This window comes from Streptomyces sp. CY-1, assembly GCF_047218265.1.
GTDB lineage: Bacteria > Actinomycetota > Actinomycetes > Streptomycetales > Streptomycetaceae > Streptomyces > Streptomyces niphimycinicus.
Genome location: NZ_CP178393.1, coordinates 9,274,473 through 9,288,486 on the forward strand (window position 1 = coordinate 9,274,473; position 14,014 = coordinate 9,288,486).

The 14,014-nt window shown below is 71.7% G+C and carries 13 protein-coding genes; 9 read left to right on the forward strand and 4 right to left on the reverse strand.

Annotated features, from left to right (window positions below):
* Positions 1 to 57: 57 nt before the first annotated feature.
* Positions 58 to 1,581 (forward strand): PLP-dependent aminotransferase family protein, encoded by a 1,524-nt coding sequence (locus ACK1X7_RS39955; RefSeq protein WP_413116412.1) that lies wholly within the window; start codon positions 58 to 60, stop codon positions 1,579 to 1,581.
* Positions 1,582 to 1,691: 110 nt separating this feature from the next.
* Here the strand turns inward: ACK1X7_RS39955 and ACK1X7_RS39960 are convergent, their stop codons facing one another.
* Together ACK1X7_RS39960 and ACK1X7_RS39965 are read right to left on the reverse strand one after the other, a co-directional pair.
* Complete coding sequence (locus ACK1X7_RS39960; RefSeq protein ID WP_390793461.1) at positions 1,692 to 3,320, reverse strand: hypothetical protein; 1,629 nt, start codon at positions 3,318 to 3,320, stop codon at positions 1,692 to 1,694.
* 1 nt (position 3,321) lies between these two features.
* On the reverse strand, positions 3,322 to 3,516 hold the full coding sequence (locus ACK1X7_RS39965) for a hypothetical protein (RefSeq protein ID WP_059146566.1): 195 nt from the start codon (positions 3,514 to 3,516) through the stop codon (positions 3,322 to 3,324).
* A gap of 252 nt (positions 3,517 to 3,768) precedes the next feature.
* On the opposite strand from ACK1X7_RS39965, the gene ACK1X7_RS39970 reads away from it, so the two are divergent.
* The 4 genes from ACK1X7_RS39970 to ACK1X7_RS39985 all read left to right on the forward strand — a co-directional run bounded on the left by ACK1X7_RS39970 (position 3,769) and on the right by ACK1X7_RS39985 (position 8,198).
* Positions 3,769 to 4,191 carry an ankyrin repeat domain-containing protein gene (locus tag ACK1X7_RS39970; protein WP_413116413.1) on the forward strand — a complete coding sequence of 141 codons (423 nt, stop codon included), beginning with the start codon at positions 3,769 to 3,771 and terminating at the stop codon, positions 4,189 to 4,191.
* Between the two features lie 166 nt (positions 4,192 to 4,357).
* A complete protein-coding gene (locus tag ACK1X7_RS39975; protein ID WP_413116414.1) occupies positions 4,358 to 5,641 on the forward strand; it encodes an ROK family transcriptional regulator in 1,284 nt (427 codons plus the stop codon).
* 129 nt (positions 5,642 to 5,770) lie between these two features.
* A complete protein-coding gene (locus ACK1X7_RS39980; RefSeq protein WP_413116415.1) occupies positions 5,771 to 7,228 on the forward strand; it encodes an ROK family transcriptional regulator in 1,458 nt (485 codons plus the stop codon).
* Between the two features lie 100 nt (positions 7,229 to 7,328).
* Positions 7,329 to 8,198, forward strand: coding sequence for a glycoside hydrolase family 16 protein (locus tag ACK1X7_RS39985; RefSeq protein ID WP_385150337.1), 870 nt, complete (start codon positions 7,329 to 7,331; stop codon positions 8,196 to 8,198).
* Between the two features lie 46 nt (positions 8,199 to 8,244).
* On the opposite strand, the gene ACK1X7_RS39990 is transcribed toward ACK1X7_RS39985, so the two are convergent.
* Both ACK1X7_RS39990 and ACK1X7_RS39995 read right to left on the reverse strand, forming a co-directional pair.
* The gene (locus ACK1X7_RS39990; protein WP_385150340.1) at positions 8,245 to 9,282 is read right to left on the reverse strand and encodes a serine hydrolase domain-containing protein; all 1,038 of its coding nucleotides are present in this window, start codon (positions 9,280 to 9,282) and stop codon (positions 8,245 to 8,247) included.
* 64 nt (positions 9,283 to 9,346) lie between these two features.
* Positions 9,347 to 10,564, reverse strand: a complete 1,218-nt coding sequence (locus ACK1X7_RS39995) for an MFS transporter (protein WP_385150343.1) — start codon at positions 10,562 to 10,564, stop codon at positions 9,347 to 9,349.
* A gap of 92 nt (positions 10,565 to 10,656) precedes the next feature.
* Between ACK1X7_RS39995 and ACK1X7_RS40000 the strand changes: the two genes are divergently transcribed.
* From ACK1X7_RS40000 to ACK1X7_RS40015, 4 genes are all read left to right on the forward strand, one after another.
* Complete coding sequence (locus ACK1X7_RS40000) at positions 10,657 to 11,739, forward strand: AraC family transcriptional regulator (RefSeq protein ID WP_390793458.1); 1,083 nt, start codon at positions 10,657 to 10,659, stop codon at positions 11,737 to 11,739.
* Between the two features lie 27 nt (positions 11,740 to 11,766).
* On the forward strand, positions 11,767 to 13,047 hold the full coding sequence (locus ACK1X7_RS40005; RefSeq protein ID WP_413116416.1) for an amidase: 1,281 nt from the start codon (positions 11,767 to 11,769) through the stop codon (positions 13,045 to 13,047).
* A gap of 36 nt (positions 13,048 to 13,083) precedes the next feature.
* Positions 13,084 to 13,392 (forward strand): hypothetical protein, encoded by a 309-nt coding sequence (locus ACK1X7_RS40010; protein WP_216345634.1) that lies wholly within the window; start codon positions 13,084 to 13,086, stop codon positions 13,390 to 13,392.
* Between the two features lie 62 nt (positions 13,393 to 13,454).
* Positions 13,455 to 13,910, forward strand: coding sequence for a peroxiredoxin (locus ACK1X7_RS40015; RefSeq protein WP_382953948.1), 456 nt, complete (start codon positions 13,455 to 13,457; stop codon positions 13,908 to 13,910).
* Positions 13,911 to 14,014 lie beyond the last annotated feature (104 nt).

Consider the following 14,014-nt stretch of genomic DNA (forward strand, 5'->3'; position numbering starts at 1 on the left):
TGTGGCCTGGAACCAGTCCAGTTCTACGGCCAATTCCCGAAAGGTGGACCGCATTCGATGAGTCCATGGACGTCCGCGGTCGGCGCACCCCAACTGGCCCGGCTGCTCGGGTCGCAGCACACCCGTGACGGCGTGGCCGCCGAGGCCGCGGCCTCACCGACCGGGGGCCGCCGCGTCCCCGCCTACCGCTCCCTCGCCGACGGCGTACGGCTGCTCATCCTGGAGGGCCGGGTTCCGGTCGCGGCCCGCCTCCCCGCCGAGCGCGAGCTGGCCGCGGGGCTCGCGGTCAGCCGCACCACCGTCGCCGCCGCCTACGAGGCGCTGCGCGGCGAGGGGTTCCTGGAGTCCCGGCGCGGCGCCGGAAGCTGGACCGCCATGCCCGCCGGAAGCCCACTGCCCACCCGGGGGCTCGATCCGCTCCCGCCCGAGGCCGCGGCCTCCGTCATCGACCTCGGCTGTGCCGCGCTGCCCGCCCCCGAACCGTGGCTCACCCGCGCCATGCACGGCGCCCTGGACGAACTCCCGCCCTACGCCCGCACCCACGGCGACTACCCCGCCGGGCTGCCCGCCCTGCGTCAGGCGCTCGCCGACCGCTACACCGCGAGCGGCATACCGACCATGCCCGAGCAGATGATGGTCACCACCGGCGCCATGGGCGCGGTCGCCGCCGCCTGCCGGCTGATGGTCCGGCCCGGGGAGCGGGTCGCCGTCGAATCACCCAGCTACGCCAACATCCTCCAGTTGATGCGGGAGGCGGGCGCCCGGCTCGTGCCCGTCGCCGTGGCCGACCGACTCGGGGGCTGGGACATCCCGGCCTGGCGCCAGGCCCTCAGCGCCGCCGCACCCCGCCTTGCCTATGTCATCGCCGACTTCCACAACCCCACCGGCGCCCTCGCCACCGAGGAACAGCGCCGGCAGCTCGTCGACGCCGCCCGCGCCGCCGGAACGGTCCTGATCGCCGACGAGACCATGACCGAGCTGCGCCTGGACGACGAGGTGGCGCTGCCCCGCCCGGTCTGTGCCTTCGACCCCGGCGGCAGCACCGTGATCACCGTCGGCTCGGCGAGCAAGTCGTTCTGGGCGGGGATGCGCATCGGCTGGGTGCGCGCCGCGCCCGATGTCATCCGCAGCCTGGTCGCCGCCCGCGCCTACGCGGACCTGGGCACCCCCGTCATCGAACAGCTCGCCGTCGCCTGGCTGCTGAACACCGGCGGCTGGGAGGAGGCCATCGAGGTGCGCCGGGCGCTGGCCCGCGGCAACCGTGACGCGCTCGTCGAGGCCGTCCGACGCCATCTGCCCGACTGGGAGTTCACCGTCCCGCACGGCGGGCTCACCCTCTGGGCCCGCACCGGTGGCCTCTCCGGCTCGCGCATCGCGGAGGCGGGCGCCCGGCTGGGGGTGCGGGTGCCGTCGGGGCCCCGCTTCGGGGTGGACGGCGCGTTCGAGGGGTACGTACGGCTTCCGTTCACCGTCGGGGGAGCGGTCGCCGAGAAGGCCGCCACCCGGCTGGCCGCCGCCGCCGACCTGGTGGCCTCGGGCGCCACGATCGAGGCCGAGTCGCCCCGTACGTACGTGGCCTGACCCGCCGGGACGTCCCCCGCCGGGATGTCCCCCGCCGGGACGTGCTTCGGCGGGACGTGCCCCGCCGGGATGTGTTTCGGCGGGTCACCCCGTCTGGCCGCCCCGGCGGGTCATCCGCCCACGGGCGCCGCGGCCTGGGGCGCCGCGGGGTCCGGGGCGGGGAGCAGCCGGAGCACCGCCTGCCGCTCGGCCTCGCTCACCGCCTCGTCGTACGGATCGGGCGTGGCCGGCACCTGGAGGCGGTGCACCGGGCCCGCCCCGAGGCGGGCATAGCCACGGCCGGGAGGCACCTCGGGCGTCGGCGTGGTGTGCGGCGGCGTCCCGAGGACGGCCGTGACCTGCTCGGACGAGACCGGGCCCAGCACCACCCGGGCCCGGGTGTGGCGCCGTACGGCGTCGCTCAGCCCCTCCGCGGCATCGAGCTGATCGGCCACCACGACCCGTACGTTCGCCGCCCGTCCGTGCCGCAGCGGCACGGCCAGCAACTCCTGCGGGTCGGTGCGGCCGTCGGCCGCCGCGAGATGGCTCATCACCGACGGCCGGTCCAGCAGGATCCACAGCGGGCGCTGGATGTCCTCCGGCGGCGAATGTCCCAACTGGCGGGCGCGGTTGGCGCCGATCAGCCGGCGCTCGGTCTCATGGCCCGCCCACTCCAGCGTGGCCAGCATCCCGGCCAGCCCGGACTCCACCGCGAGCACCCCCGTACGCCCGCCCAGACACGCGTACTCGCCGGTGCCGCCGCCGTCCACCACCAGTACCTCGCCAGTGGGCAGCGCCTGAAGTGCGATGGAGCGCAGCAGGGTCGTGGTGCCGCTGCCGGGCTGGCCGAGCGCGAGCAGATGCGGTTCGGTGGAGCGGGGGCCGGTGCGCCAGACCACCGGCGGTACGTCATGGGTCTGTGGTCCGTCCCCCGTCGCCCGCTCGACGCCCGCGCCCACCGCGTCCCCCGCGCTCTCCTCGCAGTTCTCCGGCTCCGCCAGTACCGGCAGCGTCCGCTGCACCGACGACGGGTCGGTGAAGCCCAGCACCGTCTCGCCGGGCGCGGTGACGAAGCGCTGGGCGTGGATCGCGGTGGACAGGGCGGGCAGCACGGTCAGGCCGAGGCCGTTGGCCTCCTCGTCCCACTCGAACAGATATTCACGGCCGCGTCCCGACTTCGCGTACAGCAGTTGCTCGATCCGGGTGCGGGCCGCGGGCTCGCCGTCGGTGAAGTACGCGGGGTAGCGCAGCCGCAGTCGGGTGAGCCGTCCGTCCTCGTCGAAGGCGAAGGAGTCGAAGACCGTGGACCAGTCGCCGCCGTGGCTGTAGAGCGGGCTGGGGTCCTCGGCGGCGGAGAAGTACGGCACCAGCGCCTCGTAGAGCATGCGCAGCCGCTCGGCCCCGTCCGTGCCGGGCGTCCCCGATGCGGCGGGGGCGCGCCCCCGCCCGGCCCAGCCCGCCGCGCCGAGCAGGCTGACCATCGCCGCCAGTGGCCCGTACGGCAGCAGGAAGAGGACGAAGCCGCAGGCGACCACGAGGACCAACACTGGTCCACGGCGGTCGCCCGGCAGCTCCATCCACTTGCGCCGCCCGGTGGCGGCCAGCACGCGCATCCCCCGGGAGAGCGCGACCAGGGGGTGGAGGACATCGGCGACGCCGTCGGCCGCGGTGCGGGCGAACGCGCGGCCACGGAGGAACGGGATGAGCGGGGTGCCTCCGGCGCCGCCGAGGCGGAGGCGGGGGAGCGGTCTCCGGGCCACGTCAGATCTTGATCCCACCCAGGAGGCTGGCGAGGCTCGCACCGCCTGCCTTGATGCTCGGCGCGATCGCGGTGGACGCGAGATAGAAGCCGAAGAGCGCGCAGATGATGGCGTGCGACCCCTTCAGCCCGTCCTTGCGGAAGAAGATGAAGACGACGATGCCGAGCAGTACGACGCCGGAAATGGACAGGATCATCACGGTCTCCTGGCTGATGGGGGACGGTCAGTCACCATGAGTGGTTCCAGGATCACAGCATGTATCTACCGGGCGAAAGGTGCAATTGGGTGGATTATCGGTGTAATCATCACCATGGAGGCGTGGCGCTCCGAGACGGCTGCCTCCTCCCGGGGAGGTGACCACCTCCCCGGGAGGAGGCAGCCGTCTCGGAGCGCCGTCCTTAGGGTGGGTGATCACATACCGAGGCAGCGAAGCCGGAGGCGACAGGCCATGACCCAATCGAACCCCGAGAGCGAGCCCGCCCACGACCCGGAGGTGCTGCAACTGGCGGCCAAGGTCTTCGACCTGGCCCGGCAGGGTGACACCGACACGCTCGCCGCCTATGTGGACGCGGGCGTCCCGGCCAACCTCACCAACGACAAGGGCGATTCCCTGCTCATGCTCGCGGCCTACTACGGCCACCCCGCGACGGTGTCGGCCCTGCTGGAGCGCGGCGCCGACCCCAATCGAGTGAACGAACGGGGCCAGACGCCCATCGCCGGGGCCGCGTTCAAGGGCGAGGAGGAGGTGCTGAGGGTGCTGCTGGCCAAGGGCGCCGACCCGCGCTCCGGATCACCCTCGGCCGTCGAGACGGCGCGGATGTTCGGGCGGGACGATCTGCTCGCGCTCTTCCAGGCGTCGGGCGCGGAGTAGCGGGGCCGCACGGCGGCGGCCGGGGCCTGCCCTTGGCGGCCGGACGCCATCGACCGTTCAAAAGGTGAAGCGCGAGACTTCATTCAGACCGTGAGTTAAGCGATGAAACCAGTCGGCGTCAAGAGCGGCCGCGTCAGGTAGGTTCGGGCAGGGGGGAAGGAGCCCGATGGGTCAGATGAACCGACGGACCGTCCGCGACCTGCGGCGCGGCAACCGCTCGACGCTGCTGCGCCAGCTTTACTTCCAGGGCCCGGTGAGCCGTCAGGAACTGGGGACGCTCACCGGGCTCAGCTCCGGCTCGGTCAGCAACGTCGTCGGCGAACTGCTCGCCGACGCACTGGTGGAGGAGGCCGGATCCGTCGAGTCCGACGGCGGCCGCCCCCGTACGCTGCTGCGGGTCGCGCCGGGCAGCGGCCATCTCATCGGGGTCGACGTCGGCGAGACCCATGTGCGCGTGGAGCTGTTCGACCTCATGCTGACCGAACTGGCCCGGTGGGAGCATCCGCTGACGCCAGGCGGGCTGGAGAGGGACCCGGAGCCGGTCGTCGGCCACATCCTGACCGGCCTCGAAGCGGTCGTCGCCAAGAGCGGCACGGAGCCGGAGGCGGTCATCGGCGTCGGGGTCGGTGTCCCCGGCGTCGTCGAACAGGGCGACGAGGTCCTCGTCCACGGCCCGACCGCCGGCCGGGACGCGGTGCCGCTGGAGCGGCTGCTGCGCACCGGCACCGGTCTCCCGCTCTTCATCGACAACGGCGCCACCGCACAGGGGCAGGCCGAGATGTGGTTCGGGGCGGGCCGCGGCGCGGACAACGCGGTGATCGCCCTGATCGGGTCCGGCGTCGGCGCGTCCATCGTGACCGCCGGGGCGCCGTACCGGGGCGCGACCAGCAGCGCGGGGGAGTGGGGGCACACCGTCGTCCAGGTCGGCGGGCGCGCCTGCCGATGCGGTGCGGTCGGCTGTCTGGAGGCGTACGTCGGGGCGCAGGCGGTGCTCGACCGCTACGGGCGCGCGACGCGCGGCGACCGCGCGGGGGCGGGCGGCGCGGGGGAGAGCGGCGCGGGGGAGAGCGGCGCGGACGGTGTCGAAGAGGGCGGCGCGGACGGTGCCGGTGAGGACCAGCAGGCCGCGTTCGCCGCGATCGTGGGAGCCGCCGGAACCGAGGCGCGGGCGCGCGAGGTGCTCGAGGAGACCGCCGCCTACCTCGGCGCCGGGATCGCCGATCTGATCAACCTCTTCAACCCCGAGCGGATCATCCTCGGCGGCTGGGCCGGACTGCTCCTCGGCGGCCGGGTCCTCCCCAGGATCCGGGCCGCCACCGCCTCCTACGCACTGCACCGGCCATACGCCCAGACCGAGATCGGGCTGGCCGAACTGGGGCCCGACGCCGTGGCGTTGGGCGCGGCCACCCTTCCACTGGCGCACTTCCTCGCCACCGGTGGCGCGCGCTGAGGGTTCGACTTCTGTCGGTTCAGGGGGAGTTGGGTCGGAGCCTGCCTCAAATTCTTTGAGGCAGGAAGGTCCAGACCTATTGACATGACTCGAACAGCGCTGGACATTGTGTCTCCCCGGAGGTGACCGATGACCGCCCAGGCGCAGGCAGCCCAGCCCTCGCTGCGCACCACCGTGCGCGATCCGCGGCACGGCAGCCGCGCCTCACTGCTGTGGACGCTGTACTTCCATGCCCCGCTCACCCGGCAGGAGCTGGTCCGCCGTACGGGGCTCAGCGCCACCACCGTGCGCACGGTCATCGGCAAACTGATCGCCGAAGGTGTCGTCACCGAAGGCGCGGTCACCGAAAGCCTCATCACCCAAGACGCCATCACCAGCGGCACGGTCGGCAAGGACGGCGTCATCACGGACGCCGCGAGCAAAGACGCCGTCACCAAAGGCATCGTCACCAAGGGCATCGTCACCGAAGGCGTCGTCACCGAGGCGGAATCGGCCCTCGTCGCGGCGGGCCGCCGGGCCGCCGCCCGGCTGCGGCTGGTCCCCGAGCACCGCTACGTCATCGGCGTCGAGGTCGCCGACACCCGCGTCCGCGTCGGGCTGTTCGACCTCGCCCTCACCCAACGGGCCGGTGTCGTATACCCGTTACCCTCCGCGGAGCGCGACGCCAAAACCGTCGTCGGCCACATCCTGACCGGTCTCGACGCCGTCATCGAGGAAGCCGCGATCCCCCAGGGGCACATCCTCGGCGCCGGTATCGGCGTATCGGCCACCGGCTGGAACGCCCTCCCCCTGGAACGGCTGCTGAGCACCGGCACCGCACTGCCCCTGCACATCGACAACGGCGCCGAGGCCATGGGCCGGGCCGAGATGTGGTTCGGCGCCGGACGCGGCGTTCAGCACGCGGTCGTCGCGGTCATCGGCTCCGGTGTCAGCGCGAGCGTCATCACCCACGGCGTCCCCTACCGTGGCGCCACCAACAGCGCGGGCGAGTGGGGCCACACCACCGTCCAGGCCGGGGGCCGCCGCTGCCGGTGCGGCGCGCGCGGCTGCCTGGAGGCGTACGTCGGCGCCGAGGCGGTCCTGGAGCGCTTCCGGCAGGCCCGGCGCGGCCGCACCATCCCCGGCGCCGACAACGAGTCCACGTTCGCCGGGCTGCTCGCGGCCGCCGACACCTCCTCGGCCGCACAGCGCGTGCTGGAGGAGGCGGCGGTGTATCTGGGCGCCGGAATCGCCAACCTGGTCAACCTCTTCAACCCGCAGCGGATCATCCTCGGCGGCTGGGCCGGGCTGCTGTTCGGCGCCCGTATGCTGCCCCGGATCCGCGAGACGGTCGCCGCGCAGGCGCTGCGCCGGCCGTACGCCCACACCACCATCGGGCTGTGCCGCCTCGGCCCCCACGCCGTGGCGCTCGGCGCCGCCACCGTCCCCGTCGGCCGCTTCCTCACCGAGGACGCGCACCGGCCCGCCCGTCGCCTGGCCACCACCCCCCGACGAGCGCTGACGGGCACCCCTGTCGACCGTTCCCCGACCGCCACTCCCCGACGAGCGCTGATGGGCGCCCCTCCCACCCGTACGCCCGTGCCATAGCGCCACGGGCCCCGGCCCCCAGCCGCCGGACGCATACCTTCCCCCCACCGGACCGGCACCCACCGGTCCCATCCCCCACACAGGAAGGCACCACCGCTCCATGAGAAAAACCGTGCGCAACACCGTGATCGGTCTGCTCTCCGCGACCGCGCTCGCCGCCACCCCCTGGCTCACCGCCCCGGCCACGGCCACCCCCCAGGCCGCCCCTCGGGCCACCGACAAGGCCGCCGCCGCCGAGTTCACCGACAACTTCGACGGCCCGGCGGGCAGCGGGGTCGACGGCTCCAAGTGGGGCGTGGAGACCGGCGACAACGTCAACAACCACGAGCGGCAGTACTACACCGACGGCAACAAGAACGCGGCGCTGGACGGCAACGGCAACCTCGTCATCACCGCCCGCAAGGAGAACCCGGCCGACTACAACTGCTGGTACGGCCGGTGCGAGTACACCTCCGCCCGCCTCAACACCTCGCAGAAGTTCACCACCGCCTCCGGCCATGTCGAGGCCCGGATGAAGCTCCCTCAGGGCCAGGGCATGTGGCCCGCCTTCTGGATGCTCGGCGACGACATCGGCAGCGCGGGCTGGCCCAACTGCGGTGAGATAGACATCATGGAGAACGTGGGCTTCGAGCCCAGCACCGTCCACGGCACTCTCCACGGCCCCGGCTACTCCGGCTCGGGCGGCATCGGCGCCGGCTACACCCTCCCAGGCGGCGGCAAGTTCTCCGACGCCTTCCACACCTTCGCCATCGACTGGTCGCCCGACAAGATCACCTGGTCCGTCGACGGCAACGTCTACCAGACCCGCACCCCCGCCGACCTGAACGGCAACCGCTGGGTGTTCGACCACCCCTTCTACATCATCCTCAACCTGGCCGTCGGCGGCTACTGGCCCGGCGACCCGGACGGCAACACCTCCTTCCCGCAGCAGCTCGTCGTCGACTACGTCAAGGTGACGGGCGGGAGCTGACGGAGACAGCCGATGTGGAAGCCCGCTGAGCGGTGGCCTCAGGCCGTCATCCGGGGCGGACCGCCGCCGAGACCGCCACGATCAGGGCTTCCACATCGGCTCCCCACCGTGAGACGAGCGTGAGGCCACGGGCCGGGTCCACCCACAAGAGGTGATTGCCGCCGTTGCCCCGGGCGCAGCGCCCGGTCGACGGGGCCTGTGGCCACACCACGCGGCCATCGTTGAGCCACCAGGACAGCCCGTACTCCGGTTTGACGGAACACGGCGTCCACAGCTCCGCGATCCAGCGCCGGGACACCACCCGGCGCCCGGCCCACTCCCCACCCTCCAGGCAGAGTCGGCCGATACGCGCCAGGTCGAGCGCGCTGATCCACAGCCCGCCGCCCCAGTGGGCGCCGCCGGACACCACGGGGAGGCGGACGCCGCCGACGTCCACGTGGGAGTTGGCGTAGCCGTGCCACGACCATGAGGCGGAGGCCCCGATGGGCTCCATGACACGGGTGCGCAGCACCTCCGGCAACGGACGCCGGAACAGCACGGTGAGCGCGAGCGCCGTCAGATTCACCCGGACGTCGTTGTAGGCCCACCCTTCACCGGACGGGCCGCCCGCCGATTCCGTGCCCTCGCGGACGCTCTGGGCGTCCACACGCGTCGGCTTTCCCCACAGCTCGCCCTCCCACTGGCTCGTCTGATCGAGCAGATGCCGCCAGGTGATCCGGCACCCGTGCTCGTCCGCGAACTGGGGCAGCCCCACGGAGGTGTGCACGGGCTCGTCGAGCCGCAGCAGCCCCTCGTCGAAGGCGACGCCCGCGACGAGGGACAGCACGCTCTTGGTCGCGCTGAAGGCCATCTCCACCCGGTTCGGATCGCCCCAGCGGGCGAGCACCTCTCCGCGCCGTACGACCACACCACTGGGGCCGTGTCCGTTCAGCAGCGGCCCGAGCACCTCGCGGTGCGAGGTGTCCGCCACCTGGGCCGCGAGATAGCTCTCCATGTCCTCGACCCCGGCCACGGGCCGCCCGGCCCGCTCCCGCACGGCCCTTTCCAGCGCTACGGGGTCGACCCCAGTCCAGGCATCGTTCACCGGGCCATCGTCCAGGCACATGCCTCACGTGACAATGCCGTCCCCCGTCACCATCTCTTTGACCTCAGCTCCTTACCAGGCACCGGGGCGCCTTGACCCGCAGGAGGATCAGCAAGGCGGAGGCGAGCAACACGACGCCCGAGACGGTGAATACGGTGACGACGCCGCCGATACCGAATATCAGACCGCCCGCGGCGGCGCCGCCGGCGATGGCGGACTGCACGCCTACCACCACGAGTCCGCCCGCACTTTCGGCCTGGTCGGGCACCATACGAGTCGCCCAGTTCGACCATGCCACCGATACGCCGCCAAAGGCCAGGCCCCAGAGGACCACCAGGAACACGTACCCGGCCCGCCCGGCGGGAAGGAGCGCCACGCCCAGTGCCGCGACGCCCATCAGCGCGGGTGTCAGTGTCAACGCCAGACGCAGGCTGATCTCCAGAAGCCATCCGGACACCAGCGTGCCCACGAGGTTCGCCACTCCGAAGACGAACAACAGCAGCGCCAACGCGTCGACGTCGACTTTCACCACGTTTTCCAGCGCGGGCCGGATATAGGTGAACAGCGCGTAGTGCCCAATGTGAACCAGCAGCATTCCCACGATGCCCACCCCGAAGCCCGGGCGGCGCAGCACCTCCCACAAGGTGCCCAGCCGTGCCGTGCCATGGGGCGCCATCCGGGGCAGCGTGAACAGTTGGAACACCAACGTCACGACCCCGAGTCCGGCCGCCGCCAGGAAGGTGCTGCGCCAGCCGGCCAGGTCGCCGAGGTAGCTGCCGAGCGGCACCGCCACGATGGTCGCCACCGCGATGCCGCTGAAGATGATCGATACCGCCCGTGGAACCAGAGCCGCGGGCACCAGACGCATCGCCACCGCCGCGGCCATGCTCCAGAAGCCACCGAGTGCGACACCCAGCAGGATCCGCATCAGCATCAGCACTGCCATATTGGTGGCCACGGCCACCAGCAGATTGGATACGATCAAGAGGACGGTGAAGCCGAGCAACACCATCCGTCGGTCGATCCTCCGGGTCAGGCTCGCCGTCAGCAATCCGGAAATCATCGCGGCCGCCGCCGTTACCGTCACCGCCTGCCCCGCCAGGGCTTCCGATACTCCCAGGTCGGCGGCCATCGGAGTCAACAGGCTGGTCGGCAGATATTCCGCCGTGAGCAATCCGAATACCCCCATCGCCAGTGAGAACACCGCCGCCCAGGACGGCGAGACCGGTTCGGGCGGCACCAATTCCCCATCGGCCGCTTCGCCGGGATTGGCATCGGGCATGGTGGTGCACACATCACTACTCAACTGTTTGCTTCTCCCTGAATCGCATGAGAGCTTCGAGTCAAGGCTAGGTACGAATTTCAGGATGAGCTATGACAGAGCGTCTGCGATATTTGACCGAGAGTCCGGGCGAGGGGAGTCCGGACGGGGGGAGTCCGGGCGGAGGAGCTCCGGACACAGCGCCCGCGGGCGGAGGGCCCGCGGGGCAGTTCGCCCTGTCGTCCGACCTCATCAGCGAACTGCTGACCAGCATGCGGCTGCGCGGTGTCCGCTATCGTCGCGTTCACGCCGGCCCGCGGTTCGGCCTCAATTTCGATGCCGAGCCCGGACGCGCCTATTTCCACTTCCTCGCCGTCGGCTCCGCCGTCCTGCGCACCGAGGATGGAACCCGCCACGAACTCTCGGCCGGAAATGCCGTATTCATGCCCCACGGCGAGTCCCATCAACTGCTCTCCGGTCCGGATATACCGGTCCGGGGCATAGACAGTTTCGATGCGGTCCCGCTCAGCAATGCGGTATGCGATGTGGATGCCTGCCCGAGTACCAACCCGAACCCCAGCGCCATCTTCTTCAACGGCTTCATGGAATTCGACCTCGGTGGAATGCAGGGCATCGGCCGGCTGATGCCCGATGTCATGCTGGTCGATGCCGGGGGAAAGCGTTACCCCGGGCTCATGCCGATCCTCACGTCGATGAGGCGCGAAGTCTGCGCCGGACGTGTGGGTTTCGCCGGGATCCTCGCCCGCCTGGCCGAGGTGGCGGCGGCCATGATGGTGCGGGGCTGGATCGAATGCGGATGTGACAACTCCTCCGGCCTCGTGGCCGCGTTGCGCGACCCCCGCCTTGCCTGCGCCCTCCTGGCCCTGCACCGGCAGCCGGGGCATCACTGGACCGTGGCGGAGCTGGCGGCGGAATGCAATGTCTCCCGGTCCGTTTTCGCGGACCGCTTTCAGACCACGATGGGCATGCCGCCCCTCCGCTACGCCACGGAGCTGCGGATGCTCCTGGCCGGGCAGTGGCTGGCCCAGGACACGGTGCCGATCCAGTCCGTGGCGCAGCGCCTCGGCTACACCTCGCAGGCCGCTTTCAGCCGTGCCTTCAAACGCGTCACCGGCCGGCCGCCCGGCGCCAGCAGGGACACCCCACGGCCAGGGGCTGCTGAGAAGGCGGATTGACGCGGGAGCGGCGTAGCCTCGGGGTTCATGGACACCTCCTGTGCCACCGCTGCCGCGCGGGTCTGTGACCGGATCGAGGCCGCCGACGGGGAGATTCGGGCCTTCGTCCCCGAAACCGGCCGCCGAGAGCGGCTGTTGCATGAGGCGCGGATGGCGGATGCGCGGTGGAACGGTCGTCCGGGCGGGCGGCCGGTGTTGTTCGGTGTGCCGGTGGGCGTCAAGGACATCGTGCATGTCGACGGGTTGCCCACACGGGCCGGTTCGGACGTTCCCGCCGAGGCGCTGGCCGGACCGCAGGCGTCACTCATCGATCGGCTGCGGGCGGCGGGTGCGCTGGTGGCGGGCAAGACCGTCACCGCCGAGTTCGCCGTGACCGCCCCCGGCCCCACCCGTAATCCGCACCATCTCGACCACACCCCCGGCGGCTCCAGCAGCGGTTCGGCCGCGGCCGTCGCGGCGGGGATGGTGCCGCTGGCGATCGGGACCCAGACGATCGGTTCGATGATCCGCCCGGCCGCCTACTGCGGGGTCGTCGGCTTCAAACCGACCCACGGCCGCATCCCCTCCGACGGCGTGATCGCCAACGCCCCGACCTTCGACACCGTGGGCCTCTTCGCCCCCGACGTGGCGACCCTCGCCCCGGCGGCGGACGTACTGTGCGACGGCTGGCGGCCGTCCGGCGACGGCGGGGAGGCGACGACGGGGCGGCGGCCGGTGCTCGGCATCCCGCTCGGTCCGTACCTCGACCGTGCCGACGCCGAGGCCAGGAGTTCCTTCGAGGAGCGGGCGGGGCGCCTGGAGGCGGCCGGATTCACGGTCCGCCGGGTGCCCTTCCCGGACGACTTCGACCGGGTCGTGGCGGAACGGGTGGTGATCGGCCGTTACGAACTGGCGCGGACCCACGCCGTATGGTTTCCGCGTTACGCGGAGCGGTACCGCGAGCAGACCGCCGAGGCGATCCGGCAGGGGCAGCGGATCGGCGACGACGCGTACGCCGCGGCGCTTGGCGAACGTGCCGCCTTCCGCGACCGGCTGGTGGCCGCCATGGACCGGGACGGCATCGACCTGTGGATCACCCCGGCCGCCACGGGCCCCGCGCCGTACGGCCTGAAGAGCACCGGCGACTCCGTGATGAGCCTCCCCTGGAGCTATGCGGGAGTCCCCGCCCTGGCCCTGCCCGCGGGCCGGGCGGCGGGCTCCCTTCCGCTGGGCGTGCAGTGCGTGGCCCGGCCGGGGGCCGACGAGCGGCTGCTGGGATGGGCCCTCGATCTGGAGTCGACCCTCGACGGGTCATCCGCACCCGTATGATGGGTATCCACTCCCATGTACGGAGTTGGGGACGAGATGAGTGCCACATGGTGGCTTATGCAAGGTGAGGCCGCAGTCGGCGAGTTACGCCAGTACGGGGTCGACCAGCCGGTTTTTCTGTGCCACTTCACGCCGGGACCGGCCTGGGATGCCGTCCGGGCGCATTTCGAGGCATGGTCCGCGCTGCGCGGACCGGACCCCGACGGAAGCCGTACCGCCCATGTCATCCGGTCCATCATGGACCTCGGGCTGCGGCTGGTCCCCACGGACGACAGCCCCTCGATGACGCTGTTCACCGAATGCATCCTGCGCATCGACGGCCATACCGCCCGGCTGCGCTGCTGACGTGCCGCCGCGCACGTCCGTTTCCCCCGCCGCTCCGGGCGGGTGACGGGTAGCGTGCCCCCATGGACATCGGTGATGTGGTCGAGGACTTCGAGCTGCCGGACGAGAGCGGCGCCGTCCGTTCGCTGAGTGGGCTGCTGGCGGACGGTCCGGTGGTGCTGTTCTTTTATCCGGCGGCCTTCACCCCCGGCTGTACCAAACAGGCGTGCCACTTCCGGGACATCGCCGCGGAGTTCAAGGAACTCGGCGCCCAGCCGGTCGGGGTCAGCGCCGATTCGGTCGAGAAGCAGGCGGAGTTCGCCCATGCGTACTCCTTCGGCTATCCGCTGCTGTCGGATCCGGAGGGGACCGTACGGGAGCGGTTCGGGGTGAAGCGCGGGATCGCGGCGGTGCCTACCAAACGGGTCACCTTTGTGATTGACACCGACCGCAAGGTGCTGGAGATCGTCAAGAGTGAGTTCCGGATGAGCGTGCACGCGGACCGGGCGCTCGAGGCTCTGCGCGGCAGGAGCGCGTAGGGCCGCCTGACGCGGCCGCGTACGGAAGGCCGAAAACACGTGCCGACGGGGGTGGTGGCGGAGGCGCGGGGGGGGGCTTCCCCCACCCCGCCCCTTCCCGAACC

What these genes read in the sequence shown, in the direction of transcription:
- ACK1X7_RS39975 (WP_413116414.1), top strand. Translation starts at nt 4,358, where the DNA reads ATGGGTCAGATGAACCGACGGACCGTCCGCGACCTGCGGCGCGGCAAC.
- ACK1X7_RS40000 (WP_390793458.1), top strand. Translation starts at nt 10,657, where the DNA reads ATGACAGAGCGTCTGCGATATTTGACCGAGAGTCCGGGCGAGGGGAGT.
- ACK1X7_RS40015 (WP_382953948.1), top strand. Translation starts at nt 13,455, where the DNA reads ATGGACATCGGTGATGTGGTCGAGGACTTCGAGCTGCCGGACGAGAGC.
- ACK1X7_RS39965 (WP_059146566.1), bottom strand. Translation starts at nt 3,516, where the DNA reads ATGATCCTGTCCATTTCCGGCGTCGTACTGCTCGGCATCGTCGTCTTC.
- ACK1X7_RS40005 (WP_413116416.1), top strand. Translation starts at nt 11,767, where the DNA reads ATGGACACCTCCTGTGCCACCGCTGCCGCGCGGGTCTGTGACCGGATC.
- ACK1X7_RS39970 (WP_413116413.1), top strand. Translation starts at nt 3,769, where the DNA reads ATGACCCAATCGAACCCCGAGAGCGAGCCCGCCCACGACCCGGAGGTG.
- ACK1X7_RS39995 (WP_385150343.1), bottom strand. Translation starts at nt 10,564, where the DNA reads ATGCCCGATGCCAATCCCGGCGAAGCGGCCGATGGGGAATTGGTGCCG.
- ACK1X7_RS40010 (WP_216345634.1), top strand. Translation starts at nt 13,084, where the DNA reads ATGAGTGCCACATGGTGGCTTATGCAAGGTGAGGCCGCAGTCGGCGAG.
- ACK1X7_RS39985 (WP_385150337.1), top strand. Translation starts at nt 7,329, where the DNA reads ATGAGAAAAACCGTGCGCAACACCGTGATCGGTCTGCTCTCCGCGACC.
- ACK1X7_RS39980 (WP_413116415.1), top strand. Translation starts at nt 5,771, where the DNA reads ATGACCGCCCAGGCGCAGGCAGCCCAGCCCTCGCTGCGCACCACCGTG.
- ACK1X7_RS39955 (WP_413116412.1), top strand. Translation starts at nt 58, where the DNA reads ATGAGTCCATGGACGTCCGCGGTCGGCGCACCCCAACTGGCCCGGCTG.